The sequence below is a fragment of the Blautia glucerasea genome, from assembly GCF_020537505.1.
Taxonomy (GTDB): domain Bacteria; phylum Bacillota; class Clostridia; order Lachnospirales; family Lachnospiraceae; genus Blautia_A.
On the sequence record NZ_JAJBMO010000016.1, the window covers coordinates 1 to 24649 of the forward strand.

Consider the following 24649-nt stretch of genomic DNA (forward strand, 5'->3'; position numbering starts at 1 on the left):
ATGAAGAACCTGAAGATCCGTGTTGCCGGTTCCAACCTTCTTATGGAGTGCTATAAGAGATGGGGCGCAGACGCAACCAACATGAACTGGTCTGAGACCTATACCGCCCTTCAGCAGAACACCGTTGAGGGACAGGAGAACCCGCTTCCTGCAATCGACGCAGCCAGCGTACAGGAGGTTCAGCCATATTGCTCCATGTGGGATGCCATCTATGACTGTCTGTTCTTCTGCATCAACCAGGAAATCTATGATGGACTGACTCCAGAGCAGCAGGCGGTTGTAGACGAGGCTGGACAGAAAGCTGTTGAGTATGAGCGTTACATCAACCGTTCCGGTGATGAAGAGATCATGAACCGCTGGAAAGACAAAAACGGTGTTACCTTTACTGAAAAAGACGATATGGACATTGAGTCCTTCAAGGAAGCAGTTGACGGTGTAGATGAGTGGTTTATCGAGGAGCTGAAATCCCAGGGATATGAGGACGCAGAAGAACTGGTAGAGGCGTTTACCGGAATCGGTGATTACAGCGACCTTGACTGGGAAGAGACCACCTGGAATTTTGCGTGCTCCACAACCGAGACTTCCACCTGGGCAGAGGGCGGACGTAAATTCGGTGAGCTGATGGAAAAAGCCACAGGCGGAAAGGTAAAAGTAAATGTATATGCAGCAGACCAGCTGACAAACGGAAACCAGTCCGAGGGAATCCAGGCTTTGATGAACGGAGACCCAGTACAGATTTCCATGCATTCCAACCTGATCTACTCTGCATTTGACCCAAGATTTAACGTAGTTTCCCTGCCGTTTATTTATGACTCTGTGGAAGATGCAGATGCCAAGTTTGACGGCGAGGCTGGAGAAAAGATGAAGGAAATCCTCAGCGAGTACGGATTGCACTGCATGGGTATTGCAGAGAATGGTTTCCGTGAGCTGACCAACAGCGTCCGGGAAGTAAAATCCGTGGATGATATGAAGAACCTGAAGATCCGTGTTGCCGGTTCCAACCTTCTTATGGAGTGCTATAAGAGATGGGGCGCAGATGCAACCAACATGAACTGGTCTGAGACCTATACCGCCCTTCAGCAGAACACTGTAGAAGGCGAGGAGAACCCGCTTCCTGCAATTGATGCAGCCAGTGTACAGGAGGTTCAGCCATATTGCTCCCTGTGGGATGCTATTTATGACTGCCTGTTTTTCTGCATCAACCAGGATATCTATGATGGCCTTACACCAGAGCAGCAGGCCGTTGTAGACAAAGCCGGAAGAATGGCTGTGGAGTATGAACGTTACATCAACCGCTCCGGTTCCAATGAGATCATGAACCGCTGGGAAGAGAAAAATGGTGTCACCTTTACTGCAAAAGAGGATATGGATATTGATTCCTTCAAAGAGGCGGTAGACGGTGTGGACGAGTGGTTCGTGGAAGAACTGAAAAACCAGGGATATGACGATGGCCAGGAACTGGTAGACGCATTTAAATAGTATGGCATAAACGTGCATTGGTTTGATGCATGTGTCTGATAAATTGAATAGTGCCCTAATAAAATACCTCCTGGGATGTGGATAAGTACCGCATCCTGGGAGGTGTTTTAATTTACGCGGGCAACGAGGCAGAGTTCGTGCTTGCACGAAATCTTAGTGACTGCCGCGATAACGAGCCAAACTTGCAGCGCATGTTTTGTACGGGGAATATCTTACAGCAGTCCGGTAATCCTAAGAGAGCACCACACCAGCAGCAAGGCCATGATCCCATTCATCAGCTTATAGTGACCAGTGTAAAATCTTTTCAGCACGTTTCCTGCAAATGCCCAGATCAGGTTTCCAAGGGCACCAAGGAACATCAGATAAACAGCGAAGCAAAACAGCATAGGAATCCTTGTTTCATAAGGTAAAATATAAGCAGAAAACATAGTCAGCCCATAAATAATGATCTTTACATTTATCAGCTGGAGGAAAAATCCCATGATCCAGGTCGGCTTTTTTTCCTGGGTGCTGTCAGAAGGGGGAAGTCTGCGCCAGGTCTGCCAGGCAAGGTAAAGCACATAGGCTGCACCCAGGTATTTCATAACCGGCTGGATCCCCGGAACAATTTTTCCCAGAGTGCTGCAGAACAGCCCGGAAAGACACATCAGGGTAAGAGAACCGCTCCAGATCCCGGTCATAAACCGGAGATTTCCAGAAACACCGTATTTGCTGGCAGTGGATAGCAGAAGAATATTGTTTGGTCCCGGCGACCACACGGTCAGGATGGCAGACAACGTCATTTCAATAAAAACAGTGAAAGGCATGGGAATTCCTCCTTTTGTAAGTTTTGAAGATCCGCTTGACGAAAAGAAAGGCGCAACATTCAAAATGCTGCGTCCTTGCAAGATCTGTACAAAATATGGTTTTCCAGTATGATAACACAAAAATAGCTGGTTGTATAGAAGAAGTTGCAGGCCTTCTTGTTGTTAACGAAAGTGCAAGTTACTGTTCACTCCATGGCCAGTAACACGCTCCGCGATGCACAGAAATCATGCTTTCGCATGATTTCGCGCCGAGGTTCTCGGGCTTTCTGTGAGCTTTGCTCACAAAAAACACCTCGCGGAACACTATCTGTGAACAGTAATAAGTGCAAGTCAAATTTGGTTAAATATTTGTAAAATTCATGCAAAATGGGAATAACTATGTTATAATACAGAAAATAACAAAAGCACGAAAAATATAAAACTAACTTTTGGCAGGAAGGATCGTTTTGGAATTTGAAAATAATTGTACGTGAGGAGGACATTTTTATGTTGAAAACCTGGATCCCAGAGGAAATTCCGGAAAAAGAAGAGTTGAAAAAGAGGATAAAGGAAGCTGGTGAAAAGCTATATCAGCAGCAGATGAAACTAAAAGAACACAAGCTGCCAGTGCTGGTGCTTTTTGAAGGCTGGGGTGCGTCCGGCAAGGGAAGCACTATCGGCAGAGTGATCAAATACATTGATCCACGCTTCTTTAAAGTGGCAACCATGTCCAAGCCTACAGAAGATGAGCTGCGCAGACCTTTTCTGTACCGCTATTTCAACCAGATCCCGGAAGCCGGTAAATTTACGTTTCTGGACTCTGGCTGGATGGAGCAGACCTGCAAGGATTGTCTGAATGGCCTGGAAGAAGAGGATTACGCCAAACGGATTGAAAGTATCAAGCATTTCGAGCGGCAGCTCACAGACAACGGCTACCTGGTTCTGAAATTTTTCATGCAGATTGACAAAAAAGAGCAGACCAGACGTATAGAGAAGCTGAACAAAGAGCAGGACACCAAATGGCGTGTGGATACCTTTGACAAGTGGCAGAACGATCACTATAAACATTGCCAGAAGATCTTCGACCGCTATCTGACTGACACCAATACTTCCATTGCGCCCTGGTATATCATCGATGCAAAAGACCGTAACTTTGCAGAGCTTCAGGTTCTTGGGACAATGGTAAATAACATTGAGGTAGCCCTGCAGAACAGCGCCCACAGTGCGCCGCTTCTTCCAAACGTTTTCCCACTTGAGAAAATGCCAAAGCTCTCAGAAATTGAACTGTCAGACAAGGTGATCGAGGACGAGGAATACAAAAAAGAGCTGAAGCATCTCCAGAAGAAACTGGGCGAACTGCACAACCGTCTGTACCGCAAGCGTGTGCCGGTAATCATCACCTACGAAGGCTGGGATGCAGCTGGAAAAGGCGGCAATATCAAGCGGATCACAGAAGCCCTTGATCCCCGCGGCTTCGAAGTCCACCCAATCGCCAGCCCGGAGCCCCACGAGAAAGCCCGCCACTATCTCTGGCGCTTCTGGACCAGGCTTCCAAAAGACGGTCATATCGCCATCTTCGACCGCACCTGGTATGGCCGTGTAATGGTAGAGCGCCTGGAAGGCTTCTGCAGCGAAAACGACTGGAAACGTGCCTATAACGAGATTAATGAATTCGAGAAAGAATTGTCCGACTGGGGCGCCGTGATCATCAAATTCTGGGTACAGATCGACAAAGACACCCAGCTTGCCCGCTTCACCGACCGCCAGAATAACCCGGAAAAACAGTGGAAGATCACTGACGAAGACTGGCGCAACCGTGAGAAATGGGACGCCTACGAATGCGCCATAGACGAAATGCTGGCCAAGACCAGTACCACTTATGCACCGTGGCATATTCTGGAATCTGTAGACAAAAAATATGCCAGAATCAAGGCCCTTAAGATTGTAGTAAAAGAATTAGAAAAGGCATTGGAATAGTAGTACTTTAGTAAGTGAAATCGCTGGTTGGTAACCAGCGATTTTGCAAGGTATATTCATGTAGCGTGAATATACCTTGCAAAAGTGCGTCCGGGAACCAACATTCAGCTACGCCCTCAGATAATTTCGCATGGTTTTCAGCGCATTTTTTTCCAACCGGCTGACCTGCGCCTGGGAAATCCCGATTTCCTGGGCGACTTCCATCTGTGTTTTTCCCTCATAAAAACGTAAGTCGATGATATGCCGCTCCCGCTTATTCAGCCGGTTGATAGCCTCCCGCAGCGACAGATTTTCCACCCAGGTCTCCTCTTTGTTTTTCTTATCGCTGATCTGATCCATCACATAGAGCGTATCCCCACCCTCCGTATAAACCGGCTCAAAAAGGGACACCGGATTCTGAATGGCATCCATGGCATACACGATTATTTCTTTTTCAATCCCGATCTCGCTGGCAATCTCTGCAATAGTAGGCTCCCTAAGATGGGTTTTCATATAAGTCTCTTTGGCATAAATGGCCCGATAAGCAATATCCCGCAGGGATCTGCTCACCCGTATGCTATTGTTGTCCCGAAGATACCGCCGGATCTCCCCAATGATCATAGGCACCGCATAAGTAGAAAATTTCACATTCAATGTAGTGTCAAAATTGTCGATCGCCTTTATAAGTCCAATACAGCCGATCTGAAAAAGATCATCCATATTTTCATTGCTGTTGGAAAAACGCTTGATCACGCTGAGAACCAGCCGCAGATTCCCTTTGATATAAAGCTCCCGGGCTTCTTCGTCTCCCTTTTTGATCCTGCGGAAAAGCTCCTCTTTTTCTTCTGCTTTCAGTACCGGAAGCTTCGATGTATTGACTCCGCAAATTTCAACTTTGTTAAGTGCCATTATTTGAATCCTCCTTTTGTGCATAAGTAAACAAATTCTGGTGTAGTAACAATGATTCTCATGCCGGAGGATAAATATTCTTTTTTCAGGAAAATATAAAAAATAATAGCCCTTGACAATCGGGAAATCTAATTTTTTCTGCAGCAATGCTTTTCGTCAATCTCTACCAGAATAATGTCTTCTCCAATTTGTCTGATGCAGTTCCAGGGAATTACATATTCGCTGCCCGGGGGCCAGAAACAGAAGCAGAAGCTGTTCGGTCCGGGTACCACAAGAGCAGTGATACATCCTGTTTCACAGTTGAACTCCACATCTACAGGACAGCCAAGTGTCCGGCAGGTACAGATATTGATCACTTCTTTTTGCTTTAATTCGCAGATACGCATGAAAAATACCTGTTTTTTATGAGATTATGCAAGAATTCTGAAAATATTCATGGAGTTTGTTGACATACTTTCTATGATTAAAGTATAATTATAGTTAAGTGATTCAGTCCGTTTTATGCTACTGAGAAAGAAAAATCATATACAAAGGAATGAGAAAGGGAAAATATATGAGATGTCCATACTGTAATCAGGATAATACAAGAGTGGTAGATTCGAGACCAGTGGAGGAGACCAATTCCATAAGACGCAGAAGGATGTGTGACTCCTGTGGAAAGAGATTTACCACCTATGAGAATGTAGAAACAATTCCGCTGATCGTGATCAAGAAAAACCTGAACCGTGAGCAGTATGACCGTAACAAGCTGATCAATGGTGTCCGCCGTGCCTGTTATAAACGTCCCATTTCCAGTGACAAACTGGAGGCTATGATCGATGCCATAGAAGGTGATATTTTCAGTGCAGAGGATAAAGAAATCTCCAGCACAAAGATCGGAGAAATTGTGATGAGCCATCTGAAAGACCTGGATTCAGTGGCGTATGTGAGATTTGCTTCCGTATACAGAGAATTTAAAGATGTAAGCACATTCATGGATGAACTGAAGAAATTTATGAATTAAATTTGTGTCTGCACTGCTGGCACAAATAGTTATATGTGAGAAAGGAGGTTGTTTTGGGAACTGTAACAAATAGCGTATTTTAATGTAAAGGAGGACACCTATAAAAAGAATTCTAAGCTCACTGGTTCCGATGCTTCTGTTCATCGGTCTTTTTTCCATGCCTGTTTTCGGTGCAAATGCAGAAATCACCGATTCGGAGCTTTTAAGAGCAATCCTTTTGCAAAAACAGGAGATGAAAAAGGAAATGTTACCGGAATTATCATTCAGAATTGTGAATTTGGCTATGGATGCGGAACGGTAAGTGCATATGGCTTTCAGACAGAGGGCGAAGTTCAGGATTATATCGGCATTCAGTTTGACGGACTTTATAATTTTGTAGATGCTACTATTCGAAACAATTATATTCACGATGCAAACGGAACTGCGATCGGATATAATACATTTGTTCAGAATTCCGGAAAGATACTTCTGGGATTTGCTGTGCAAAATCTGTTCTGGAATGCAGAGTCTGTTTCTATGGAGCAGTTCCAGACACGTATGAATTCCAGTACGGATTCTGTTTATCTGAAGTTCTGATGAATATATTTTTCTAAAAAAGGAGCGTCGCAAAATAACTGACTGGTTTCAGTTATGAAGCGACGCTCCTTTACTGTGTAAACGCAGAATTAATTAAATCAGCAGATACCCTGAGCTTTCATAGCATCTACAACCTTCTCAAATCCAGCGATGTTAGCACCGGCAACATAGTTGTCCTCCATGCCATAACGCTTAGCTGCGTCATCAGCCTTGTGGAAGATATCTACCATGATTCCGTGAAGCTTCTCATCAACTTCCTCAGCTGTCCAGGAAAGTCTCATGGAGTTCTGGCTCATTTCAAGAGCAGAGGTGGCAACACCACCAGCGTTAGCTGCTTTGCCAGGCATGAACAGAACACCGTTCTCCTGGAGATATGTTGTAGCATCAAGAGTAGTAGGCATGTTAGCACCCTCAACTACATATTTGCAGCCGTTTGCAACAAGTGTCTTAGCACCGTCAAGTGCAAGCTCGTTCTGAGTAGCACATGGAAGATATACATCACATTTGATGTTCCAGATTCCAGTACCCTCTGTATAAGTAGCACTCTCAACACGGTCAGCGTACTCTTTGATACGTCCACGTTTTACTTCTTTGATATCTTTTACAATGTCAAGCTTGATTCCTTCCGGATCATAGATATATCCGTTGGAGTCACACATAGCAACAACCTTGCCGCCAAGCTGCTGAGCCTTCTCAACTGCGTAGATTGCAACGTTTCCGGATCCTGTTACGATGAAGGTCTTTCCATTGATAGAATCGTTATGGGCTTTCATGATCTCATTAAGCATATAAACGACACCATATCCGGTTGCCTGTGTACGGATTAAAGATCCGCCGTAGGTAAGTCCTTTACCTGTGAGAACACCCTCATATAAACCACGGATTCTCTTGTACTGTCCGAATAAGTAACCGATCTCACGTCCGCCTACACCAATATCACCAGCTGGAACATCAGTATCAGCACCGATATATTTGGAAAGCTCTGTCATAAAGCTCTGGCAGAATGCCATAACCTCTCTGTCAGATTTGCCCTTCGGATCAAAGTTGGAGCCACCTTTACCACCACCGATTGGAAGTCCGGTAAGGGAGTTCTTAAATGTCTGCTCAAATCCAAGGAATTTTAAGATACCCTGGTTTACTGACGGATGGAAACGAAGACCACCCTTATAAGGTCCGATAGCGCTGTTGAACTGTACACGATATCCTTTGTTTACCTGGACAACGCCCTTGTCATCTACCCACGGAACACGGAAGGAAATGATTCTTTCCGGCTCTACAAGACGCTCCAGAAGGGACATGCTGCGGTATTCTTCTTCATTTTTGTCGATTACGACCTTCAGGGAATCCAGAACTTCCTTTACTGCCTGGTGAAATTCAGGCTCACCTGGATTCTGTGCTACGACTCTTTCGTATACTTCTTCTGTGTAAGACATTGTAATTCCTCCTCATCCAGATAGGTGTAAAATTTTTTAACGACGCTATTATACACTAAAGTGCTAAAAATGAAAAGAGTTTTTTTCATATTTCCAAAAATTTCATTAAGGCTTGCGAAAACGAGTCAAATATGAGATGATAGATAGCAAGAAATACATTATGCCGGAGCAGAAAAGAGAGATGCAGAGACTCTTCCATGTGTGAGAGGAAAGGGCTTCACAGGCAAAACTTGCAGGAAGTCTGGACGTGCCGGTCATAAGTAGTAAGATGAGGAGTGAAATGAATGAAAACATTCGAGAAGTCCAGTAAACTGGATAACGTACTTTATGATGTGAGAGGTCCGGTTGTGGATGAAGCGGCGAGAATGGAAGAAGACGGAATGGAGATCCTGAAGCTGAACATCGGCAATCCATATCCATTTGGATTTTCCGCACCGCAGGAAGTAATTCTGGACATGCTGAGCAATATTCGTACCTCTCAGGGATATTCTGATTCCAAGGGAATTTTTTCCGCAAGAAAGGCCATCATGCAGTATGCCCAGCTTCGCGGTATTTCCGGGGTTACCATGAGTGATATTTATACAGGAAATGGTGTCAGCGAGCTGATCAACCTTTGTATGCAGGCTCTTCTGGACAATGGAGATGAGATCCTGATCCCGGCACCGGATTATCCCTTATGGACAGCTACCGCTACATTAGCAGGCGGAAATGTAGTCCACTATATCTGCGATGAGCAGTCCGAATGGTATCCGGATATTGAGGATATTAAGAGCAAGATCACAGATAAGACCAAGGCCATTGTTATCATCAACCCGAATAACCCTACAGGAGCTGTCTATCCCAAGGAAATCCTGGAGCAGATCGTACAGATTGCAAGGGAACATGAGCTGATCATTTTCTCAGATGAGATCTATGACCGTCTGATCATGGATGGCTATAAGCATACTTCCATTGCATCCCTTGCACCGGATGTGTTCTGTGTTACTTTTTCCGGACTTTCCAAATCCCACATGATCGCAGGCTTCCGTATTGGATGGATGATCTTAAGCGGTGCCAAGAATAAGGCCAGGGGCTATATTGAAGGCATTAACATGCTTTCTTCCATGCGTCTTTGTTCCAATGTACCGGCACAGTCCATTGTACAGACTGCACTTGGCGGATACCAGAGTGTAAATGAGTACATTCAGCCAGGCGGAAGAGTTTATGAGCAGAGAGATTTCATTTACAAGGCGCTTAATGACATTCCGGGAATCACAGCAGTAAAGCCCAAGGCTGCTTTTTACATTTTCCCGAAGATCGATACAGAGAAATTCAATATTTACAATGACGAGCAGTTTGCTCTTGATTTCTTACATGAGAAACAGGTGCTTCTGGTACCGGGCAAGGGCTTTAACTGGAACTGCCCTGACCATTTCCGTGTAGTATATCTGCCGAATGTGCGTCAGCTGGAGAAAGCCATGGACAAGATGAGAGATTTCCTGTCCACGTATAAACAGAGATAGGAAAGTGTCTATAGATTAGATTTGCGTAAAATGTTATACTATTTTTTTATATTCACTAAAAATGTGAAAATAATAATAGTCACAGATTATCCATGTAATGCCAGAACCGCGAAAAGTGCTGCGGATAACACAGCGCCGGATAAAAGGCTCTGACAGCATTATTGTATTGAGGGAGGAACGGATTATCGGACATATTAAAAGAGAAAGGGGTTTGTTTGAATGGCAGGATTTAACATGAAAGTAACACCGGAAATAGAGAACCTGACGGAGATCTGCAAGGATCATTCCAGCCTGGATCTGTCTCTTTACCAGAAATATGACGTAAAGCGGGGGCTTCGTGATGTCAATGGTAAAGGTGTCCTGGCTGGTCTGACACAGATTTCTAATGTATGTGCTACGAAAGTGGTTGACGGCAGGGAAGTGCCCTGTGCGGGCAGTCTTTCCTACAGAGGATATGACATTAAGGAGCTTACCAGGGGATTTATTGAAGATGACCGATTTGGTTTCGAAGAGACTACTTATCTTTTGCTGTTTGGTAAGCTTCCCAATCAGAACGAACTGGAGAATTTCAGTAAGCTGCTGGCGAATCAGCGTTCCCTTCCCACAAACTTTGTAAGGGATGTTATCATGAAGGCTCCGTCTAAGGACATTATGAATGCCCTGTCCAGAAGTGTGCTCACACTTTATTGCTATGATAAGGAACCAGATGACATTTCCCTTCCAAATGTATTGAGACAGTGCCTGAACCTGATCAGTGTATTTCCGCTTTTATCTGTTTATGGATATCAGGCTTATAATCATTATGTATGCGGCAAGAGCCTTTATATCCATAATCCCAAGAAGGATCTTTCCACAGCAGAAAATATCCTTTGTATGCTCCGTCCGGATAAGAAGTATTCCCATCTGGAAGCGAAGATTCTGGATCTTGCCCTGATCCTTCATATGGAGCATGGCGGTGGTAATAACTCTACCTTTACCACTCACGTGGTTTCTTCCTCTGGAACGGACACCTATTCTGCCGTCGCGGCTGCTCTTGGTTCTTTGAAAGGACCGAAACACGGCGGGGCAAATATTAAGGTTGTAAGCATGTTCCAGGATTTGAAGAAGAATGTGAAAGACATTTCCGACAAAGAGGAAGTAAGATCGTATCTGAAGAAGCTTCTTCACAAAGAAGCCTTCGATAAGAGAGGCCTTATTTATGGTATGGGACACGCAATCTATTCCGTATCCGATCCCCGTGCCCAGGTTCTTAAGGGCTTTGTAGAGACCCTGGCGGAGGAAAAGGGCCGTATGAAAGAATACAATCTCTACGCAATGGTAGAGAAAATGGCTCCGGAGGTCATTGCCGAGGAGCGCCATATTTATAAAGGTGTCAGCGCAAACGTGGACTTTTACAGCGGCTTTGTTTACAGCATGCTGGATCTGCCGCTTGAGCTGTATACACCGATTTTTGCTGTGGCACGTATTGTTGGCTGGAGCGCTCACCGAATGGAGGAACTGATCAACACAGACAAGATCATCCGTCCGGCGTACAAGAGTGTTCTGACTCCGGCAGTATACGTACCGCTGAAGGAGCGTGAATAAGAGTGACAGTGAAGCAGCAGTCTTCCCTGGTTCTGGAGGGCGGGGGAAGCAGAGGCGTTTTTACAGCAGGGGTATTGGACTTTCTTATGGAAAAAGAGTTGAAATTCCCATATGTGGTGGGTGTTTCCGCTGGTTCCTGCAATGCCCTTGACTATGTATCATGGCAGCCTGGAAGAACCAGGGACTGCATGATCATAGAGGATAAGGCAAACAGCTATATTGCTACCAAGGAGGCTCTTAAGAAGCATGAGCTTTTTGACATGGATATGCTGTTTGACAAATATCCAAATGAATTGTTTCCATTTGATTTTGACACCTTTTTTCAGTCTGATATGGAATGCGAGCTGGTTGTGACCAACTGTCAGACCGGAGATGCAGAGTATCTGTCGGAGAAAAAGGACAGAAAGCGTCTGATGAATATTGGAAGGGCTTCTTCCAGTATTCCCATTGCAAGTCCTATAGTGGAGATTGATGGTGTTCCCTATCTGGATGGCGGCATTGCAGATTCCATTCCTTTGATCCATGCCATGGAGAAGGGATATCGGAAGAATGTGGTGATCCTTACCAGAAATATGGGCTACCGTAAGAAGAAGCCCGGGAAGAGCACACCGCTTTATGTGGCAGCATTCCGCCACTATCCGGAGTTTTTGAATACTCTGTACAACCGTTACCGCAACTATAACCGGACGCTGGAGCTTCTGGAAAAATGGGAGCGGGAAGGCCATATTTTTGTCATCCGTCCGGAGATGCCTACCGTGGGACGCACGGAGGCGAACAGAAAGAAGCTGATGGCTTTTTATCAACACGGCTATGATGTGATGAAGGACCATTACGAGGAACTGCAGACATATTTGCGCAGATAATGGAATGCTGACAGAAATATTCGCATGGCTGTATTAACATAATTGTTTTGGACTTTGCTTTCGTCTGTGTTTGCGCGGCGAAAATATCTGTTTTTGTCAGGAAAAATAAAAGAATTAAAGGATGTAACAGGATGTTTGAGCGCTTTTTTCCAGATGAATATCTGGATTCAGCATATGTAGTCAACTACGAAAAATTATACCAGGAGGGATACAGGGGAATTTTGTTTGATATTGACAATACCCTGGTTCCTCATGGGGCACCGGCAGATCCGGAAGCCATCCGTCTTTTTCAACGGCTCCGGGAAATTGGCTTTTCCTGCTGCCTGGTGTCAAACAACAGGAAAAAAAGGGTAGAACCCTTTGCCGCTTCAGTAGGCGCACAGTTTATTGAAATGGCTGCCAAGCCTTCCAGAAAGGGCTACGAAAGCGCAATGAAGCGGCTTGGCACAGACACAGGGAATACGGTCTTTATCGGAGACCAGCTTTTTACCGATATATGGGGGGCTAAGAATGCTGGCCTTCGCAATATTCTGGTAAAGCCCATCAATCCCAAGGAAGAGATCCAGATTGTTTTGAAGCGCTATCTGGAGAAAATTGTATTACATTTTTATACCAAGGAGGAGAGGAATTCATGAACCATATTGTGGTTATCGGATTTATGGGTTCTGGCAAGACAAGAGTGGGGAAACGTCTGTCCAGTGACCTGGGACTGACATTTGTAGATGTGGACAAGGTGATTGTTAAGAAGATGAACCTATCCGTGAAGGAGATTCTGCAGAGATTTGGGGAACCATATTATCGTGCATTGGAAACTATGACAGTGAAAGCACTGATCGATGACAAAGAGAGAAAGGTAATTTCTCTTGGTGCCGGTCTTCCCATTCAGGAGCAGAATGAGAAATATATAAAACAGCTTGGTACCGTCGTTTATCTGAAAGGGTCTGTAGAGACACTCCGCAAGAGACTTGAGGGGAATAGCAATCCACTTCTGGAAGGCGAAAACCAGGATGAGAAGATCAAGAAACTTCTGAAGCAGCGCGATCCGGTTTATCATAAATTTGCAGACATCGAAGTTGTGACAGGAGTGAAGCCTTTTGAGGAACTGATCAGGGAAATCGAGGGTCAGCTCCCGTAAAAACAGGAAAAATTGGCTGTATTCGAAAAAAGTAGTTGAAAAAATAGTACATATATAATAAAATATTTCTAGTCATAAGCACTATAAGGAGGAAAAATTAATTATGATTTCAGCAGGTGATTTCAGAAACGGTGTCACAGTAGAAATTGATGGCAACGTTTGTCAGATCGTAGAATTCCAGCACGTTAAACCGGGTAAGGGAGCTGCTTTCGTTAGAACCAAATACAAAAACATTATCACAGGATCCGTGTTAGAGAAATCTTTCCGTCCTACAGAGAAATTCCCTACCGCACGTATCGAGCGTGTTGATATGCAGTATCTTTACAGCGATGGTGGATTATACTACTTCATGAACGTAGAGACATTTGACCAGATCGGTCTTACAGAGGATCAGGTTGGTGATTCCCTTAAATTCGTGAAAGAGAACGAGATGGTTAAGATCTGTTCCCATAACGGCAATGTATTCGCTATCGAGCCACCGTTATTCGTTGAGCTTGTAGTTACAGAGACAGAGCCAGGCTTCGCTGGAAATACAGCACAGGGTGCTACCAAGCCAGCTACAGTTGAGACTGGGGCACAGGTTATGGTTCCGTTGTTTGTTAACCAGGGTGACAAGCTGAAAATCGATACCAGAACAGGCGAGTATCTGTCCCGAGTATAAATAAATAACTGCGGAGCAGTTATTTATTTATGAGCAAGTAGCGAATGCGGATTGCGAATATCCCGTACTGCGGAGCAGTTATTTATTTATGAGCAAGTAGCGGACGCGGATTGCGAATATCTGTTATAAGTAAATTATGTGCCATCGGCGTATGCCGGTGGCATGTTTTGTATATAACCACGATCTGCTGACGGAAGAAATGAAAACCGCGGTGGACTAAAAATAGGAGGAAAAAGAATGGAATACACAACACTTGGCAAAACTGGCCTTAAGATTTCACGTATGGGCTTCGGCGGAATTCCTATTCAGAGAATTGATGCCAAAGGCACTAAGAATTTAATGAAACAGCTGATGGAAGAGGGTGTAAATTATATTGACACTGCCAGAGGATATACGGTCAGCGAGGAATATTTAGGCTATGCCCTTGAGGGAATCCGTGACAAATTTGTCCTGGCTACCAAGAGCATGGCGAGAACTAAAGAAGCCATGGCTGCGGATATTGAGAAGAGCCTTGGCAATCTTCGCACCGGCCACATTGACCTGTACCAGGTACATAACCCAAGCATGGAACAGCTGGATACCGTCGTAGGTGAGGGCGGTGCGCTGGAGGCTTTATTAGAGGCGAAGGCAGCGGGAAAAATCGGACATATTGGCCTTACCGCACATTCTACAGCCGTTTTTGAGCGGGCCCTTGGCCTTGACTGGGTGGAGACAATCATGTTCCCGTACAACATTGTGGAGAATCAGGGAGCAGAACTGATCCGAAAATGCCAGGAAAAAAATGTAGGATTTATTGCAATGAAGCCATTAGCTGGCGGTGCCATTGAAAATGGAACCCGTGCCCTCCGCTACGTCTGTTCCAACCCGGCGGTCACTGTGGTCATTCCGGGAATGGCAGAGGTAACAGAGCTGGAAGCAAACATTAAGGCATGTTCAGACACAGCACCTCTTACAGAGGCAGAGCTTGTCGAAATGGAGCAGATCCGCCATCAGCTTGGCACCAACTTCTGCCGTCGGTGCAATTACTGTGCACCATGCACGGTTGGCATCAGCATTCCAAGTGCGTTCCTTTTCGCAGGCTATCTGGAGCGCTACAACCTGGCTGACTGGGCAAAAGACCGCTACAGCAGCATGGCAGTAAAGGCTTCTGCCTGTGTAGGCTGCGGCAAATGTGAGACAAGATGTCCATATCATCTGCCAATCCGCGAGATGCTAAAGAAGGTCGCAGAGGAATTCGGTGAATAAAGAAATTTTTAATTTTCCCATATCTAAATAAAAAATAATGTATTCCTCTCCTGGTTTTGATAAAAAAGTAAAAATCTACAAAAACGTATTGACTCTATAGCAACTATATAGTTTACTATGTAGAGTCCTAATGAAACCTTATAGCAGCCACAGAGTTTGCAATAAGAAAATACACGAAAATAAGATCTGATCAAGGAGGATTATGATGAAAAAACTGGTAGTTATGGGATTAGCAATGGCAATGACAGTATCTATGGTAAACGGTGTATGTGCACAGCCGGTACAGGCAGCAGATGGAGAAGGACTGAAGGTTGCCCTTTTACTTTCCGGAGCAGCAAATGACCAGGGATGGAATCAGACAGCATATGAAGGAACACAGAAAGCCTGTGAAAAATATGGATACGAGCTGGCCTACACAGAGAACCTGGAGGTTGCTGACATTTCCGCTGCTTTTGCAGACTATGCAAGTGCAGGTTATGATGTGGTGATCGGACACGGATATGAATTCGGTGATCCTGCACTGGAAGTTGCAGAGACCTACCCAGACACCAAGTTCATCTGTACAGAGGCAGATGCATCCGCAGACAACGTAGCTTCCTACGTTATGGCTTGCGAGCAGACCGCTTATGTAGAAGGAATTATCGCCGCTTCCATGACTCAGTCAGACAAGCTTGGCGCAATCGGACCGATTCCTGGAGATTCCCTTGTAAAGATTATTAACGGATACGAAGACGGTGCAAAATCCGTAAATCCTGACATCGAGGTCCAGACAGCATGGACAAACTCCTTTGTAGACACACAGCTTGCACAGGAAGCTGCAAAGGCTATGATCGACAACGGTGTGGACGTGATCAAACATTGTGCAAATGCCTGCGGAAATGGTGCCATGTCAGCAGCTGTTGACGCTGGAATCTGGTGCCAGGGTGATTCCTACGACCAGAGCTCTTTAGCACCTGATAACATTCTTGATTCCGCACTTTACAACCTTGATGTTGTGCTTGACACTGCACTTGGCAGCGTTGCAGACGGAAGCTTCGAGGGAGATGTTTACAACCTTGGTATGGCAGACGGCGCTGTAGAGGTTCTCCTTTCCGACAATGTTCCGGATGAAGTAAAAGCAACTGCACAGGATGCAATTGACAAGATCATTTCCGGTGAGCTTGAGGTTGAGCGCGATTATACATTAAGAAATTAATAGACCTGACAGTGGATTAAGGGAAAAAGAGCAGGATTTTCCTGCACAGTAAGGCGATTACATTAGAAAAAGGAGAAAACCATGTCTCTTCTTCAAATGAAACATATCTGTAAATCATTTTCCGGTGTATATGCAAATAAGGATATCAACCTGACTGTAGAGAAAGGTGAGATCCACGCTCTTCTTGGGGAGAACGGAGCCGGAAAGACCACACTTGTGAATATTATTTTTGGCCTTTACACTGCAGACAGCGGTGAAATTTTGTGGAAAGACAAGCCCGCAGATTTTGCATCTCCAAGGGAAGCTATCGAAGCAGGCGTTGGAATGGTCCAACAGCACTTTTCCCTGGTAAACAAAATGACAGTTCTGGATAACATTATCCTGAATCTGAAAGGCAACTCCTTTTTCCTGGACCGTGCTGATGCAAGAAAGAAACTGACTGATCTGGCGGGAAAATACGGTCTTTATGTAAATCCTGACGCGATGATCAGTGACCTGTCTGTGGGAGAGCAGCAGCGCGTTGAGATATTAAAAGCATTGTACCGGAATGTAGAGCTTCTGATCCTGGACGAGCCTACCGGTGTGCTCACCCCGCAGGAGACCACACAGTTCTTCGATGTTCTCCGCAATCTGAAAAAAGAGGGTTATGGAATTATTATCATCACCCACCGTATGAGTGAGATCATGGCCATCAGCGACAAAGTTACTATTCTCCGGGACGGAAAACAGGTGGCAGATCTTGTCACTGCAGATACAAATCCGGAGGAATTGTCTGCCTACATGATCGGACGTGAGCTTTCTGATGATTATCATATAGAAGGTTCTCCCAAAAAGGAAGTTATGCTGGAACTGAAAAATGTGTCCAACCATCACAGAAGACACAGCCGTCACAAGCTGGAAAACATCAGCCTTACCATTCACAAAGGGGAAATTCTGGGAATTGCTGGTGTAGAAGGAAACGGCCAGAAAGAGCTGGCAGAGGTGATCACTGGAATCCAGAAAACAGGCGAAGGGGAGATACTTCTGGATGGCCAGAATCTGGCAGGGATAAACATTCGCGGACGCTATGAAGCTGGTGTTTCCTATATTTCTGAGGACAGACAGTCTGACAGCCTGATTACGGGAATGAATATCACAGAGAACCTGGTTCTCAGAGAATACCGGAAGCTTCCATTTGCCAGACATTCCATTGTAAACAAAGCGGCCATCCGCAAAAATGCAGCCGAAAAAATGGAACAGTACCAGGTGCGCGCTTCCGGAAAATCCGGCATTGATACACCTGTGAAGCTTCTGTCTGGCGGAAACCAGCAGAAGCTGATCATTGCCAGAGAGTTAAATGACAACGCCAAGGTGATCGTGGCAAGCCAGCCCACCCGCGGACTGGACATCGGAGCTACCGAATTTGTCCGTCAGCAGCTGATCGGCCAGAGAAATGCAGGAAAAGGTGTTATGCTGATTTCCGCAGATCTGGAAGAAATCATGGCGCTAAGTGACCGGATCGCAGTACTTTTCGGCGGTAAGATCGTGGGTGTTCTGACCAGAGAAGAAGCTACCGTACAGAAAATTGGACTTCTCATGGGCGGAATTTCAGAAGAGGAGGCAAGATGATGCAGAAGGACAAAAGAACAAGAGGAATGACAGACGTGCTCCTGATCCTTGTGATCACTATTTTGGTGGGCACGATTCTGATCATTGCATGCGGCGCAAGTCCAATAGAAGCATACGGCCTTTTCTTTCGCGGTATTTTCGGAACTCCGGCAGGTTTTGCGGAAATTTTCGTAAAAGCATGTCCACTGATCCTGACAGGACTTGGCTGTGCGGTGGCATACCGTACCGGATTTTTTAACATCGGCGCAGAAGGCCAGTTCTATGTAGGTGCTATGGCAACTACCATCGTAGCTTTAAACTGGACTGCTATTCCAGGAGTGCCAAGGATCCTTCTTTCCCTGGTGATGGGATTTCTGGCAGGTGGTGTATGGGCACTGATCGCAGCTATTTGCAAGGCAAAATTCAATATTTCAGAAATTATCGTTACCATTATGCTGAACTATATTGCAATCAATTTCCTTGGCTATGCAGTCCGCTCCTTTCTGATGGACCCGGAGGGAAATGTTCCGCAGTCCGCCAAGATCGACAAATCCGTACAGCTTGGAACCCTGATCCCGGCAACCCGTTTTCATGCCGGCATCCTGATTGCCATTTTGTGCGTGCTGGTAGTGTGGTTTTTCCTGGAAAAAACAACCATGGGGTACGAATTAAAAGCCGTAGGCCTGAACAAACGGGGAAGTGCCTGCAACGGTATTTCGGTTATGAAAAATATTATGCTTTCTGCCTTCTTAAGCGGTGGACTTTCTGCTGTGGCAGGCGGGATTGAGGTTCTTGCCATTCAGAAAAAGCTTTTGGAGGGAATTTCCTCAAACTGTGGATATACAGCGGTTCTGATCGCACTGGTGGCTTTTAACAATCCTATCGGTGTGTTCTTTGTGGCTGTACTTTATGCGGCGATGCAGGTTGGTGCAAGCTCCATGCAGAGACAGCTGGGAGTGCCGTCTGCAATTGTAAACATTCTGATCGGTCTGGTTGTTGTTTTGATTCTTGGAAGAGAGCTGTTCCATTTCAAAAAGAAACAGTCTAAGGGTGGAAAAGGAGGAAATGCGTAATGCTTCAGCAGATTTTCAGTTTAAGCTTTATGACCGCATTCCTGGCAGCAGCAGTTCGTCTGGCTGTGCCGCTTATGTACGGTGGAATCGGAGAAACCATAGCGGAGAAATCCGGTATCCTGAATATTGGCATGGAAGGCGTAATGCTCAGCGGAGCTTTCTTTTCCTTTGCAGGGGCCTGGTACTCCGGAAACCTGTTTGCAGGCCTTCTGTGCGGTATGCTTGGCGGCCTTGTGGTCAGCCTGCTTCACGGACTTCTTTCTATCACCCTGATCCAGAACCAGTCTGTTTCCGGTCTGGCCATCAATATGCTTATGCTTGGTGTGACCAGCTTTTTATTTAAGCTGATGTCAAATGGACAGGGCTATCAGCAGATCGAAACCTTTCCAAATCTTGCAATCCCGGGACTGTCCAGGATTCCGCTGATCGGAGATGCTTTTTTTAACTGTGATTTTCTCACCTATACACTTTATGTGCTTCTGATCCTGACCTGGATCTTCTATAAAAAGACAAACCTGGGCCTGTCCTTTGCAGCAGTAGGAGAGCATCCCCAGGCAGCAGAATCCGCTGGTATCCAGGTGAAAAAATACCGCTGGATCGTGATGGTATTGAATGGACTTCTGGGCGGAATCGGAGGAGCATATCTGGTGCTGGTACAGCTTGGTGTATTTACGGAAAACATGATTTCTGGCCGTGGATACATTGCACTTGCTACTGTTATCCTTGGCCGTTATTCCCCATTTGGAATGTTTGGGGCGGCTCTGTTATTCGGCGCAGCCAATGCCCTGCAGATCCGTCTTCAGACCATTGGTGTTTCCATTTCCCCGTTCCTTCTGGCTATTTTGCCTTATGCACTGACGCTGATTGCCATGCTTGGTGCTGCTGGAAAGAACAGTGAGCCGGAGGCTCTCAGTAAGCCATATATAAAAGGTGCCAGATAGGAGAGACCTATGGGAAACAAAGAATATCTGAATGTAAATGAACTGGCGACGCTGTTCGGACTGAATGTACAGACATTGCATTATTACGACAAAATCGGGATCCTAAAGCCTAGCTACCGGGATCCGAAAAACGGTTACCGGAAATATCGTTTCGATCAGACCTATAATCTGGCTTCCATCCGCTATATGCGAAAGCTGGGGTATTCCATTGACGCTGTGCGGGATTTTCAGGATACCAAAAGTCCGGATGAGGCGCTGAAAAGGCTGAAGGAGCGTTCCGCAGACATTCATGCCCAGTGGGAGGAAATGATGCGGATCGATCATGCAATCCTGCGAAAAATCCAGTTTATTGAAGATTCCAAGGATGGAATTGACTACGAAAATTTTCAGCTCGTGAAATATCCGGAGCGGAAGTATATTCCTATTGGAGAAGAGGATGAAATTTATACAGGTGAATCCTTTTATTTTTACCCGACGATCGTTTTTTACGGGGAAAAAAGCAAGGAATTTGGTGCACTTCTCACGGATGATATCCCAGAGAAAAATGCGGAGATCCGCACAATTCCGGCAGGAACTTATGTGGTTGGATATCACAAGGGAGCATACGAGCAGATTCAGGACAGCTTTAAAAGAATCAAGGGATGGGGAAAGGATCTGAACCTGGAGGATACCATTCTGGCTGTGAATATCATTGATCAGTTTGTGGAGCAGAATAGTGACAATTATGCGACCCGGCTTGAGATCCGGATCGCAGATGAGAAATAAGGAGCAGCTGGACTATTGACGGCAATGCCTTAAGAGTATAGCAAAAAAGAAAAATGTAAGGTTAAGAAGGCGAGGGACAAAAAATGGCAGTAAAGATTTATCACGGAGACATTTTATTTACTCCGGAAGCGAACCATTTGGAGATACACGAAAACAGCTATATCATTGTGGAAGATGGCGTTGTTTCACAGATCTGCGAAAAAGTTCCGGAGCAGTATCAGGGGGCTGAGGTTGTGGATTACGGCGACAAGCTGATCATTCCGGCTTTTTCCGATCTTCATGTACACGGAGCCCAGTATGTGCAGCGTGGAATTGGTATGGACTGCCTGCTTTCTGACTGGCTGAATGATTATACATTTCCACAGGAATCCCGTTTCCAGAACGTGGAATATGGGAAAAGCTGCTATGATGCATTTGTGGACGACATGCTTCGCCACGGTACCTTCCATGCCAACGTGTTTGCCACCATTCACCGGGAGGCCACCAATTATCTCTTTGGCAGAATGGAAGAAAAGGGAATGTACGGTTATGTGGGAAAGATAAACATGGACTGTAATTCTCCAGAATTTCTTATTGAAGATACACAGGAATCTTTACGGGAAACGGAAAATTATCTGGCGGAGCATGAGGGCAGTAAAAAAGTGAAAACCATTCTGGCCCCTCGATTTGCCCCTACCTGCACCAAGACTCTGATCGATGGGCTGGGAAAACTGGCTGCCAAATACCATTGTGGCGTGCATACCCATCTGGTGGAATCTATCTGGGAAGCGCAGGAGGCTTTAAAACTGTTTCCTGGTTACGGTTCTGACGCGGAGATTTACGAGCGTGCAGGTCTGATGGACAATGGACCGTCTATTTTTGCCCACGTTATTTTCCCTTCAGAGGAAGATAAGCAGATCCTGAAAAAGTATGGAAGCTTTTCTGTTCATTGTCCGGATGCCACTGTGAATATTATTGCAGGGATTATGCCACTGCAGCATATGGCGGCTGAAGGAATGAAGATTGCCATTGGTTCTGACATCGCTGGCGGTCATGGGATTGCCATTTACCGTCAGGTGGCAAGAGCTGTGCAGTTGTCCAAGCTGAAAGAATTCTACGAGCCTGACCAGAGTAAGACGATTACGCTCACACAGGCTTTCTATCATGCAACAAAAGAGGCTGGAAGTGTATTCGGCAAGGTGGGTTCCTTCGAGAAAGGCTATGCGTTCAACGCTCTCGTGATCGACAACATGGAAGATCCATGGACCAAAATGACAGCGGAGGAGAAGCTGGAACGCTTCTGCTATATCGGAGATGATAGGAATATTAAGGCGAGATATATTGATGGGGAGTTGTTGCGGGGAGAATTTTAGGACATTGTTGTCGTTACTGTTTCTTTCTTCCCTCTGCCAGTAACCAGCGATTTTGCAATGTATATTCACGTAGCCACGCATTTTAGGAACGTTGCTCCGCGCGGCGGTGAATATACATTGTGAAATCGCGTACGGGGTAACGACCAACCCACAAAATAGCAAAAAATTCAGTCTCTACCTTGACAGCCCTGCACGAAATGCATATAATAAAAATCTAGTGAAAGCACAATTACACAAACTTCGTCTGCGTACCAGCATACCTATTATATATGATTAGGGCTTGTACTGGTTTCGACGGGGGTTTTGAAGTTGTGGAAGCCATCCGCAGTCTCCCGAACTGCGTAATAACGGGAAATTCTAAATATAAACGCTGACGATCAGTTAGTAATGGCAGCCTAAGTGCTGCCCGTCAGTCCTGTTGCACTCACACTTCAGGAGTCTGGCGTCGACCTTGTGAGAAACCTTGCCGGGTAAGCTTTGCCCCGGTAGATGTATCATGAAGCTACTGAAGCAGTAAGCCTGTCGATGGGCGTGCTGTGGAGGGAATGTTAATACAGCGACTGTGATGGGAGATGCCGCAAGGGATAGACTTTCGGACGCGGGTTCAATTCCCGCCAGGTCCATAGTGAAAACGCCGTATTTACGGCGTTTTTTCTTTATGCTTTAGAAGCCTCTCAATATCTTTATCGGACGGCACGTAGAGCGCTTGAATTTTCGTTTGACCAAGAGCAATTACTTTTTTTCTGGCATCGCCATTCTGAACAATATCTAGGATTATGTGAAAAAAGTTGGGGTGTTTCTTTTATACCTGTTAATTTCCAAACAATTGTTGAAAAGAATTTCCAATTCCCTTATAATTAACAGAAAGCAAACTCTTAGAACCTGATTTATCCGATTCTGAGCAGCAAAAGGAGGAAATCATATGGAAAAGAAAACCCGAATCTGGAAAAAACTTGCCGTCGTGCTTATGGCAGTATTTTCCCTGTCCCTGTTATCCCCGGAGGTGGCAGCGGACCTTGGAACCATGCAGACTGTACAGGCTGCCGTGAAGCTGAACGCTAAGACCGTGAAGCTTGTAAAGGGCCAGAAGAAAACCTTGAAAGTCACCGGCACCAAAAAGAAAGCAAAATGGTCCAGCAGTAAGAAATCAGTTGCAGCAGTTTCCTCAGCAGGCGTTGTCACCGCGAAGAAAAAAGGCTCTGCAGTGATCACAGCTAAAGTAGGAAATAAGAAATACACCTGTAAGGTAACGGTTGAAGCACCGAAACTGAACCAGAGTTCTGTCACTCTGAAAGCAAAGAAAACATACCAGTTAAAGCTGACCGGTACAACCCAGAAGCCGAAGTGGAAAAGCAGCAACAAATCTGTAGCCACAGTAAGCCGCAAAGGTAAAGTTACCGCGAAAAGTGCTGGAACAGCAACCATCACAGCAGCTGTTGGCGGTGTAAAATTTAACTGCAAAGTTACCGTAAAAGGGAACACAACCACAAATACCGCCACAACTGGATTTAAGAAGCTGATCACTTATATCCAGAATAAAGGTGATACCAACAGCAGTGGAAATAAATTTATCAATATAACAGATTATGATTCCGAAACCACGATGAGTGTAAATGCTGGTATTATCTATGATGCATCCAAGGATCAGCTGGATCTGGTTCTGGTTACCGAGATGAGCAGCAACTCATCCAGAACTGCATCCCAGGTTACAATTTCCAGGGCTTCAACCAGTGCACCTGTGTATTATGCATTTGTATTTGATACCCAGGGTGTAGAAGGTGCCGTAGAACTGAAATCTACCATTAATATGAAAACATACACAGACGGTACCAACCTGTCCTTCCAGAAAATTTCAGATACCACAAATTCTTCTACAGCAGATCTGAATAAGCTTGGAAATGCATATCTTCGTCTTGGTTTTGCATGCTGGCAGAAACTTCTGAAACAGGGACCAAAGATGACTCTGAAGGACATTGGATTTGTCGCATATAAATAGAATAAAAGAAAAGGATACAGCCTTTTATGAACAGCTTATTTTATTTTGAAATACTTTTTGTGAAAAATAAGCTGGCAGGGGATGTATCCTTTTGTTTTATTTTCTTTGGCAACATACCGAAGTACATGCTTGCAGTGTACTATCAGTGTGGTCCGAATGGGGAAAATTGTCATTCTTCAAATTCCGCAATCACCACATACCCACTAAGCGGAGCCTTTTCCACGCTGACAATCGTGCCTTCCTTTGCTTTAATTCTCCGTGAGTTCGGATAACAGCCGGACATGGCCACGGCTGGTTCGATGATGTAGCTGTAGTTCATATAAGACTGATATTCTGTGATCTGAACCTTATCACCTGGCTTCACCAGTCCCGGACGCTCCATTTTAAAACTTTCCTGACGCATGAAAATTCCTTCTTTCTACTAAATCTGGAAGCCGGTTGATTGCCTGACTTCCGTAACTGTTCTTAGAATAACACAAAAATGAAAAAAAGTCATGTAGTAGAAAATGACGAGGGAAATTTTCGAACAATTTCTGTGCATCGCGGAGCGGTTACTGGTCACGGAGTGAACAGTAACCAATTTTTAGGTTGCAAACATACGCTGAGATA

The 24649-nt window shown here is 45.3% G+C and carries 22 protein-coding genes and 1 other RNA gene; 18 read left to right on the top strand and 5 right to left on the bottom strand.

Features of this window, described 5'->3' with window-relative positions; genetic code table 11:
• A partial coding sequence (locus tag LIQ05_RS12625) for a DctP family TRAP transporter solute-binding subunit (RefSeq protein WP_226821083.1) occupies window positions 1–1479 on the top strand: 1479 nt, incomplete at its 5' end.
• A 212-nt stretch (window positions 1480–1691) separates the two neighbouring features.
• On the opposite strand, the gene LIQ05_RS12630 is transcribed toward LIQ05_RS12625, so the two are convergent.
• Window positions 1692–2285, bottom strand: a complete 594-nt coding sequence (locus LIQ05_RS12630) for a LysE family transporter (protein ID WP_226821085.1) — start codon at window positions 2283–2285, stop codon at window positions 1692–1694.
• 486 nt (window positions 2286–2771) lie between these two features.
• On the opposite strand from LIQ05_RS12630, the gene pap reads away from it, so the two are divergent.
• Window positions 2772–4241: a polyphosphate:AMP phosphotransferase gene (gene pap / locus LIQ05_RS12635; RefSeq protein WP_226821089.1), complete on the top strand. Its 1470-nt coding sequence runs from the start codon at window positions 2772–2774 to the stop codon at window positions 4239–4241.
• 108 nt (window positions 4242–4349) lie between these two features.
• Here pap and sigG read toward each other — a convergent pair whose 3' ends face one another.
• Window positions 4350–5129, bottom strand: coding sequence for an RNA polymerase sporulation sigma factor SigG (sigG, locus tag LIQ05_RS12640; RefSeq protein WP_226821091.1), 780 nt, complete (start codon window positions 5127–5129; stop codon window positions 4350–4352).
• A gap of 128 nt (window positions 5130–5257) precedes the next feature.
• Window positions 5258–5515, bottom strand: coding sequence for a PRC-barrel domain-containing protein (locus LIQ05_RS12645; RefSeq protein WP_226821093.1), 258 nt, complete (start codon window positions 5513–5515; stop codon window positions 5258–5260).
• Between the two features lie 167 nt (window positions 5516–5682).
• Between LIQ05_RS12645 and nrdR the strand changes: the two genes are divergently transcribed.
• Entirely contained in the window at window positions 5683–6132 is a 450-nt protein-coding gene (gene nrdR / locus LIQ05_RS12650; RefSeq protein WP_226821095.1) for a transcriptional regulator NrdR, read from the top strand.
• Window positions 6133–6806: 674 nt separating this feature from the next.
• On the opposite strand, the gene gdhA is transcribed toward nrdR, so the two are convergent.
• The gene (gene gdhA, locus LIQ05_RS12655; RefSeq protein WP_226821097.1) at window positions 6807–8141 is read right to left on the bottom strand and encodes an NADP-specific glutamate dehydrogenase; all 1335 of its coding nucleotides are present in this window, start codon (window positions 8139–8141) and stop codon (window positions 6807–6809) included.
• 284 nt (window positions 8142–8425) lie between these two features.
• Between gdhA and LIQ05_RS12660 the strand changes: the two genes are divergently transcribed.
• The 15 genes from LIQ05_RS12660 (at window position 8426) to LIQ05_RS12730 (ending at window position 24040) form a co-directional block, all read left to right on the top strand.
• Complete coding sequence (locus LIQ05_RS12660) at window positions 8426–9643, top strand: aminotransferase class I/II-fold pyridoxal phosphate-dependent enzyme (protein WP_226821099.1); 1218 nt, start codon at window positions 8426–8428, stop codon at window positions 9641–9643.
• Between the two features lie 219 nt (window positions 9644–9862).
• Window positions 9863–11227 (top strand): citrate/2-methylcitrate synthase, encoded by a 1365-nt coding sequence (locus LIQ05_RS12665; RefSeq protein WP_226821101.1) that lies wholly within the window; start codon window positions 9863–9865, stop codon window positions 11225–11227.
• Between the two features lie 2 nt (window positions 11228–11229).
• On the top strand, window positions 11230–12090 hold the full coding sequence (locus LIQ05_RS12670) for a patatin-like phospholipase family protein (protein WP_226821103.1): 861 nt from the start codon (window positions 11230–11232) through the stop codon (window positions 12088–12090).
• Between the two features lie 131 nt (window positions 12091–12221).
• Entirely contained in the window at window positions 12222–12725 is a 504-nt protein-coding gene (locus tag LIQ05_RS12675; protein WP_226821105.1) for a YqeG family HAD IIIA-type phosphatase, read from the top strand.
• Complete coding sequence (locus tag LIQ05_RS12680) at window positions 12722–13225, top strand: shikimate kinase (RefSeq protein WP_226821107.1); 504 nt, start codon at window positions 12722–12724, stop codon at window positions 13223–13225. The genes LIQ05_RS12675 and LIQ05_RS12680 overlap by 4 nt, the downstream gene beginning before the upstream one ends.
• A gap of 103 nt (window positions 13226–13328) precedes the next feature.
• A complete protein-coding gene (gene efp / locus LIQ05_RS12685) occupies window positions 13329–13886 on the top strand; it encodes an elongation factor P (RefSeq protein WP_226821109.1) in 558 nt (185 codons plus the stop codon).
• A 237-nt stretch (window positions 13887–14123) separates the two neighbouring features.
• On the top strand, window positions 14124–15131 hold the full coding sequence (locus LIQ05_RS12690) for an aldo/keto reductase (RefSeq protein ID WP_226821111.1): 1008 nt from the start codon (window positions 14124–14126) through the stop codon (window positions 15129–15131).
• Window positions 15132–15366: 235 nt separating this feature from the next.
• Window positions 15367–16326, top strand: coding sequence for a BMP family protein (locus LIQ05_RS12695; protein ID WP_416385999.1), 960 nt, complete (start codon window positions 15367–15369; stop codon window positions 16324–16326).
• A gap of 81 nt (window positions 16327–16407) precedes the next feature.
• Entirely contained in the window at window positions 16408–17934 is a 1527-nt protein-coding gene (locus LIQ05_RS12700; protein ID WP_226821115.1) for an ABC transporter ATP-binding protein, read from the top strand.
• Window positions 17934–18986, top strand: a complete 1053-nt coding sequence (locus LIQ05_RS12705) for an ABC transporter permease (protein ID WP_226821252.1) — start codon at window positions 17934–17936, stop codon at window positions 18984–18986. Before LIQ05_RS12700 ends, LIQ05_RS12705 begins: the two co-directional genes overlap by 1 nt.
• Entirely contained in the window at window positions 18986–19927 is a 942-nt protein-coding gene (locus LIQ05_RS12710; protein WP_226821117.1) for an ABC transporter permease, read from the top strand. The genes LIQ05_RS12705 and LIQ05_RS12710 overlap by 1 nt, the downstream gene beginning before the upstream one ends.
• A gap of 9 nt (window positions 19928–19936) precedes the next feature.
• On the top strand, window positions 19937–20692 hold the full coding sequence (locus tag LIQ05_RS12715) for a MerR family transcriptional regulator (RefSeq protein WP_226821119.1): 756 nt from the start codon (window positions 19937–19939) through the stop codon (window positions 20690–20692).
• A gap of 83 nt (window positions 20693–20775) precedes the next feature.
• Entirely contained in the window at window positions 20776–22044 is a 1269-nt protein-coding gene (locus LIQ05_RS12720) for an amidohydrolase family protein (protein WP_226821121.1), read from the top strand.
• Window positions 22045–22320: 276 nt separating this feature from the next.
• Window positions 22321–22670: a transfer-messenger RNA gene (gene ssrA, locus LIQ05_RS12725) on the top strand.
• A gap of 296 nt (window positions 22671–22966) precedes the next feature.
• Window positions 22967–24040, top strand: a complete 1074-nt coding sequence (locus LIQ05_RS12730) for an Ig-like domain-containing protein (protein ID WP_226821123.1) — start codon at window positions 22967–22969, stop codon at window positions 24038–24040.
• Between the two features lie 169 nt (window positions 24041–24209).
• Here the strand turns inward: LIQ05_RS12730 and LIQ05_RS12735 are convergent, their stop codons facing one another.
• A complete protein-coding gene (locus tag LIQ05_RS12735; protein ID WP_226821125.1) occupies window positions 24210–24443 on the bottom strand; it encodes a hypothetical protein in 234 nt (77 codons plus the stop codon).
• Window positions 24444–24649: the final 206 nt, after the last annotated feature.

What these genes read in the sequence shown, in the direction of transcription:
- LIQ05_RS12630 (WP_226821085.1), bottom strand. Translation starts at nt 2,285, where the DNA reads ATGCCTTTCACTGTTTTTATTGAAATGACGTTGTCTGCCATCCTGACC.
- pap (WP_226821089.1), top strand. Translation starts at nt 2,772, where the DNA reads ATGTTGAAAACCTGGATCCCAGAGGAAATTCCGGAAAAAGAAGAGTTG.
- sigG (WP_226821091.1), bottom strand. Translation starts at nt 5,129, where the DNA reads ATGGCACTTAACAAAGTTGAAATTTGCGGAGTCAATACATCGAAGCTT.
- LIQ05_RS12645 (WP_226821093.1), bottom strand. Translation starts at nt 5,515, where the DNA reads ATGCGTATCTGCGAATTAAAGCAAAAAGAAGTGATCAATATCTGTACC.
- nrdR (WP_226821095.1), top strand. Translation starts at nt 5,683, where the DNA reads ATGAGATGTCCATACTGTAATCAGGATAATACAAGAGTGGTAGATTCG.
- gdhA (WP_226821097.1), bottom strand. Translation starts at nt 8,141, where the DNA reads ATGTCTTACACAGAAGAAGTATACGAAAGAGTCGTAGCACAGAATCCA.
- LIQ05_RS12660 (WP_226821099.1), top strand. Translation starts at nt 8,426, where the DNA reads ATGAAAACATTCGAGAAGTCCAGTAAACTGGATAACGTACTTTATGAT.
- LIQ05_RS12665 (WP_226821101.1), top strand. Translation starts at nt 9,863, where the DNA reads ATGGCAGGATTTAACATGAAAGTAACACCGGAAATAGAGAACCTGACG.
- LIQ05_RS12675 (WP_226821105.1), top strand. Translation starts at nt 12,222, where the DNA reads ATGTTTGAGCGCTTTTTTCCAGATGAATATCTGGATTCAGCATATGTA.
- LIQ05_RS12680 (WP_226821107.1), top strand. Translation starts at nt 12,722, where the DNA reads ATGAACCATATTGTGGTTATCGGATTTATGGGTTCTGGCAAGACAAGA.
- efp (WP_226821109.1), top strand. Translation starts at nt 13,329, where the DNA reads ATGATTTCAGCAGGTGATTTCAGAAACGGTGTCACAGTAGAAATTGAT.
- LIQ05_RS12690 (WP_226821111.1), top strand. Translation starts at nt 14,124, where the DNA reads ATGGAATACACAACACTTGGCAAAACTGGCCTTAAGATTTCACGTATG.
- LIQ05_RS12695 (WP_416385999.1), top strand. Translation starts at nt 15,367, where the DNA reads ATGGCAATGACAGTATCTATGGTAAACGGTGTATGTGCACAGCCGGTA.
- LIQ05_RS12700 (WP_226821115.1), top strand. Translation starts at nt 16,408, where the DNA reads ATGTCTCTTCTTCAAATGAAACATATCTGTAAATCATTTTCCGGTGTA.
- LIQ05_RS12705 (WP_226821252.1), top strand. Translation starts at nt 17,934, where the DNA reads ATGCAGAAGGACAAAAGAACAAGAGGAATGACAGACGTGCTCCTGATC.
- LIQ05_RS12710 (WP_226821117.1), top strand. Translation starts at nt 18,986, where the DNA reads ATGCTTCAGCAGATTTTCAGTTTAAGCTTTATGACCGCATTCCTGGCA.
- LIQ05_RS12715 (WP_226821119.1), top strand. Translation starts at nt 19,937, where the DNA reads ATGGGAAACAAAGAATATCTGAATGTAAATGAACTGGCGACGCTGTTC.
- LIQ05_RS12720 (WP_226821121.1), top strand. Translation starts at nt 20,776, where the DNA reads ATGGCAGTAAAGATTTATCACGGAGACATTTTATTTACTCCGGAAGCG.
- LIQ05_RS12730 (WP_226821123.1), top strand. Translation starts at nt 22,967, where the DNA reads ATGGAAAAGAAAACCCGAATCTGGAAAAAACTTGCCGTCGTGCTTATG.
- LIQ05_RS12735 (WP_226821125.1), bottom strand. Translation starts at nt 24,443, where the DNA reads ATGCGTCAGGAAAGTTTTAAAATGGAGCGTCCGGGACTGGTGAAGCCA.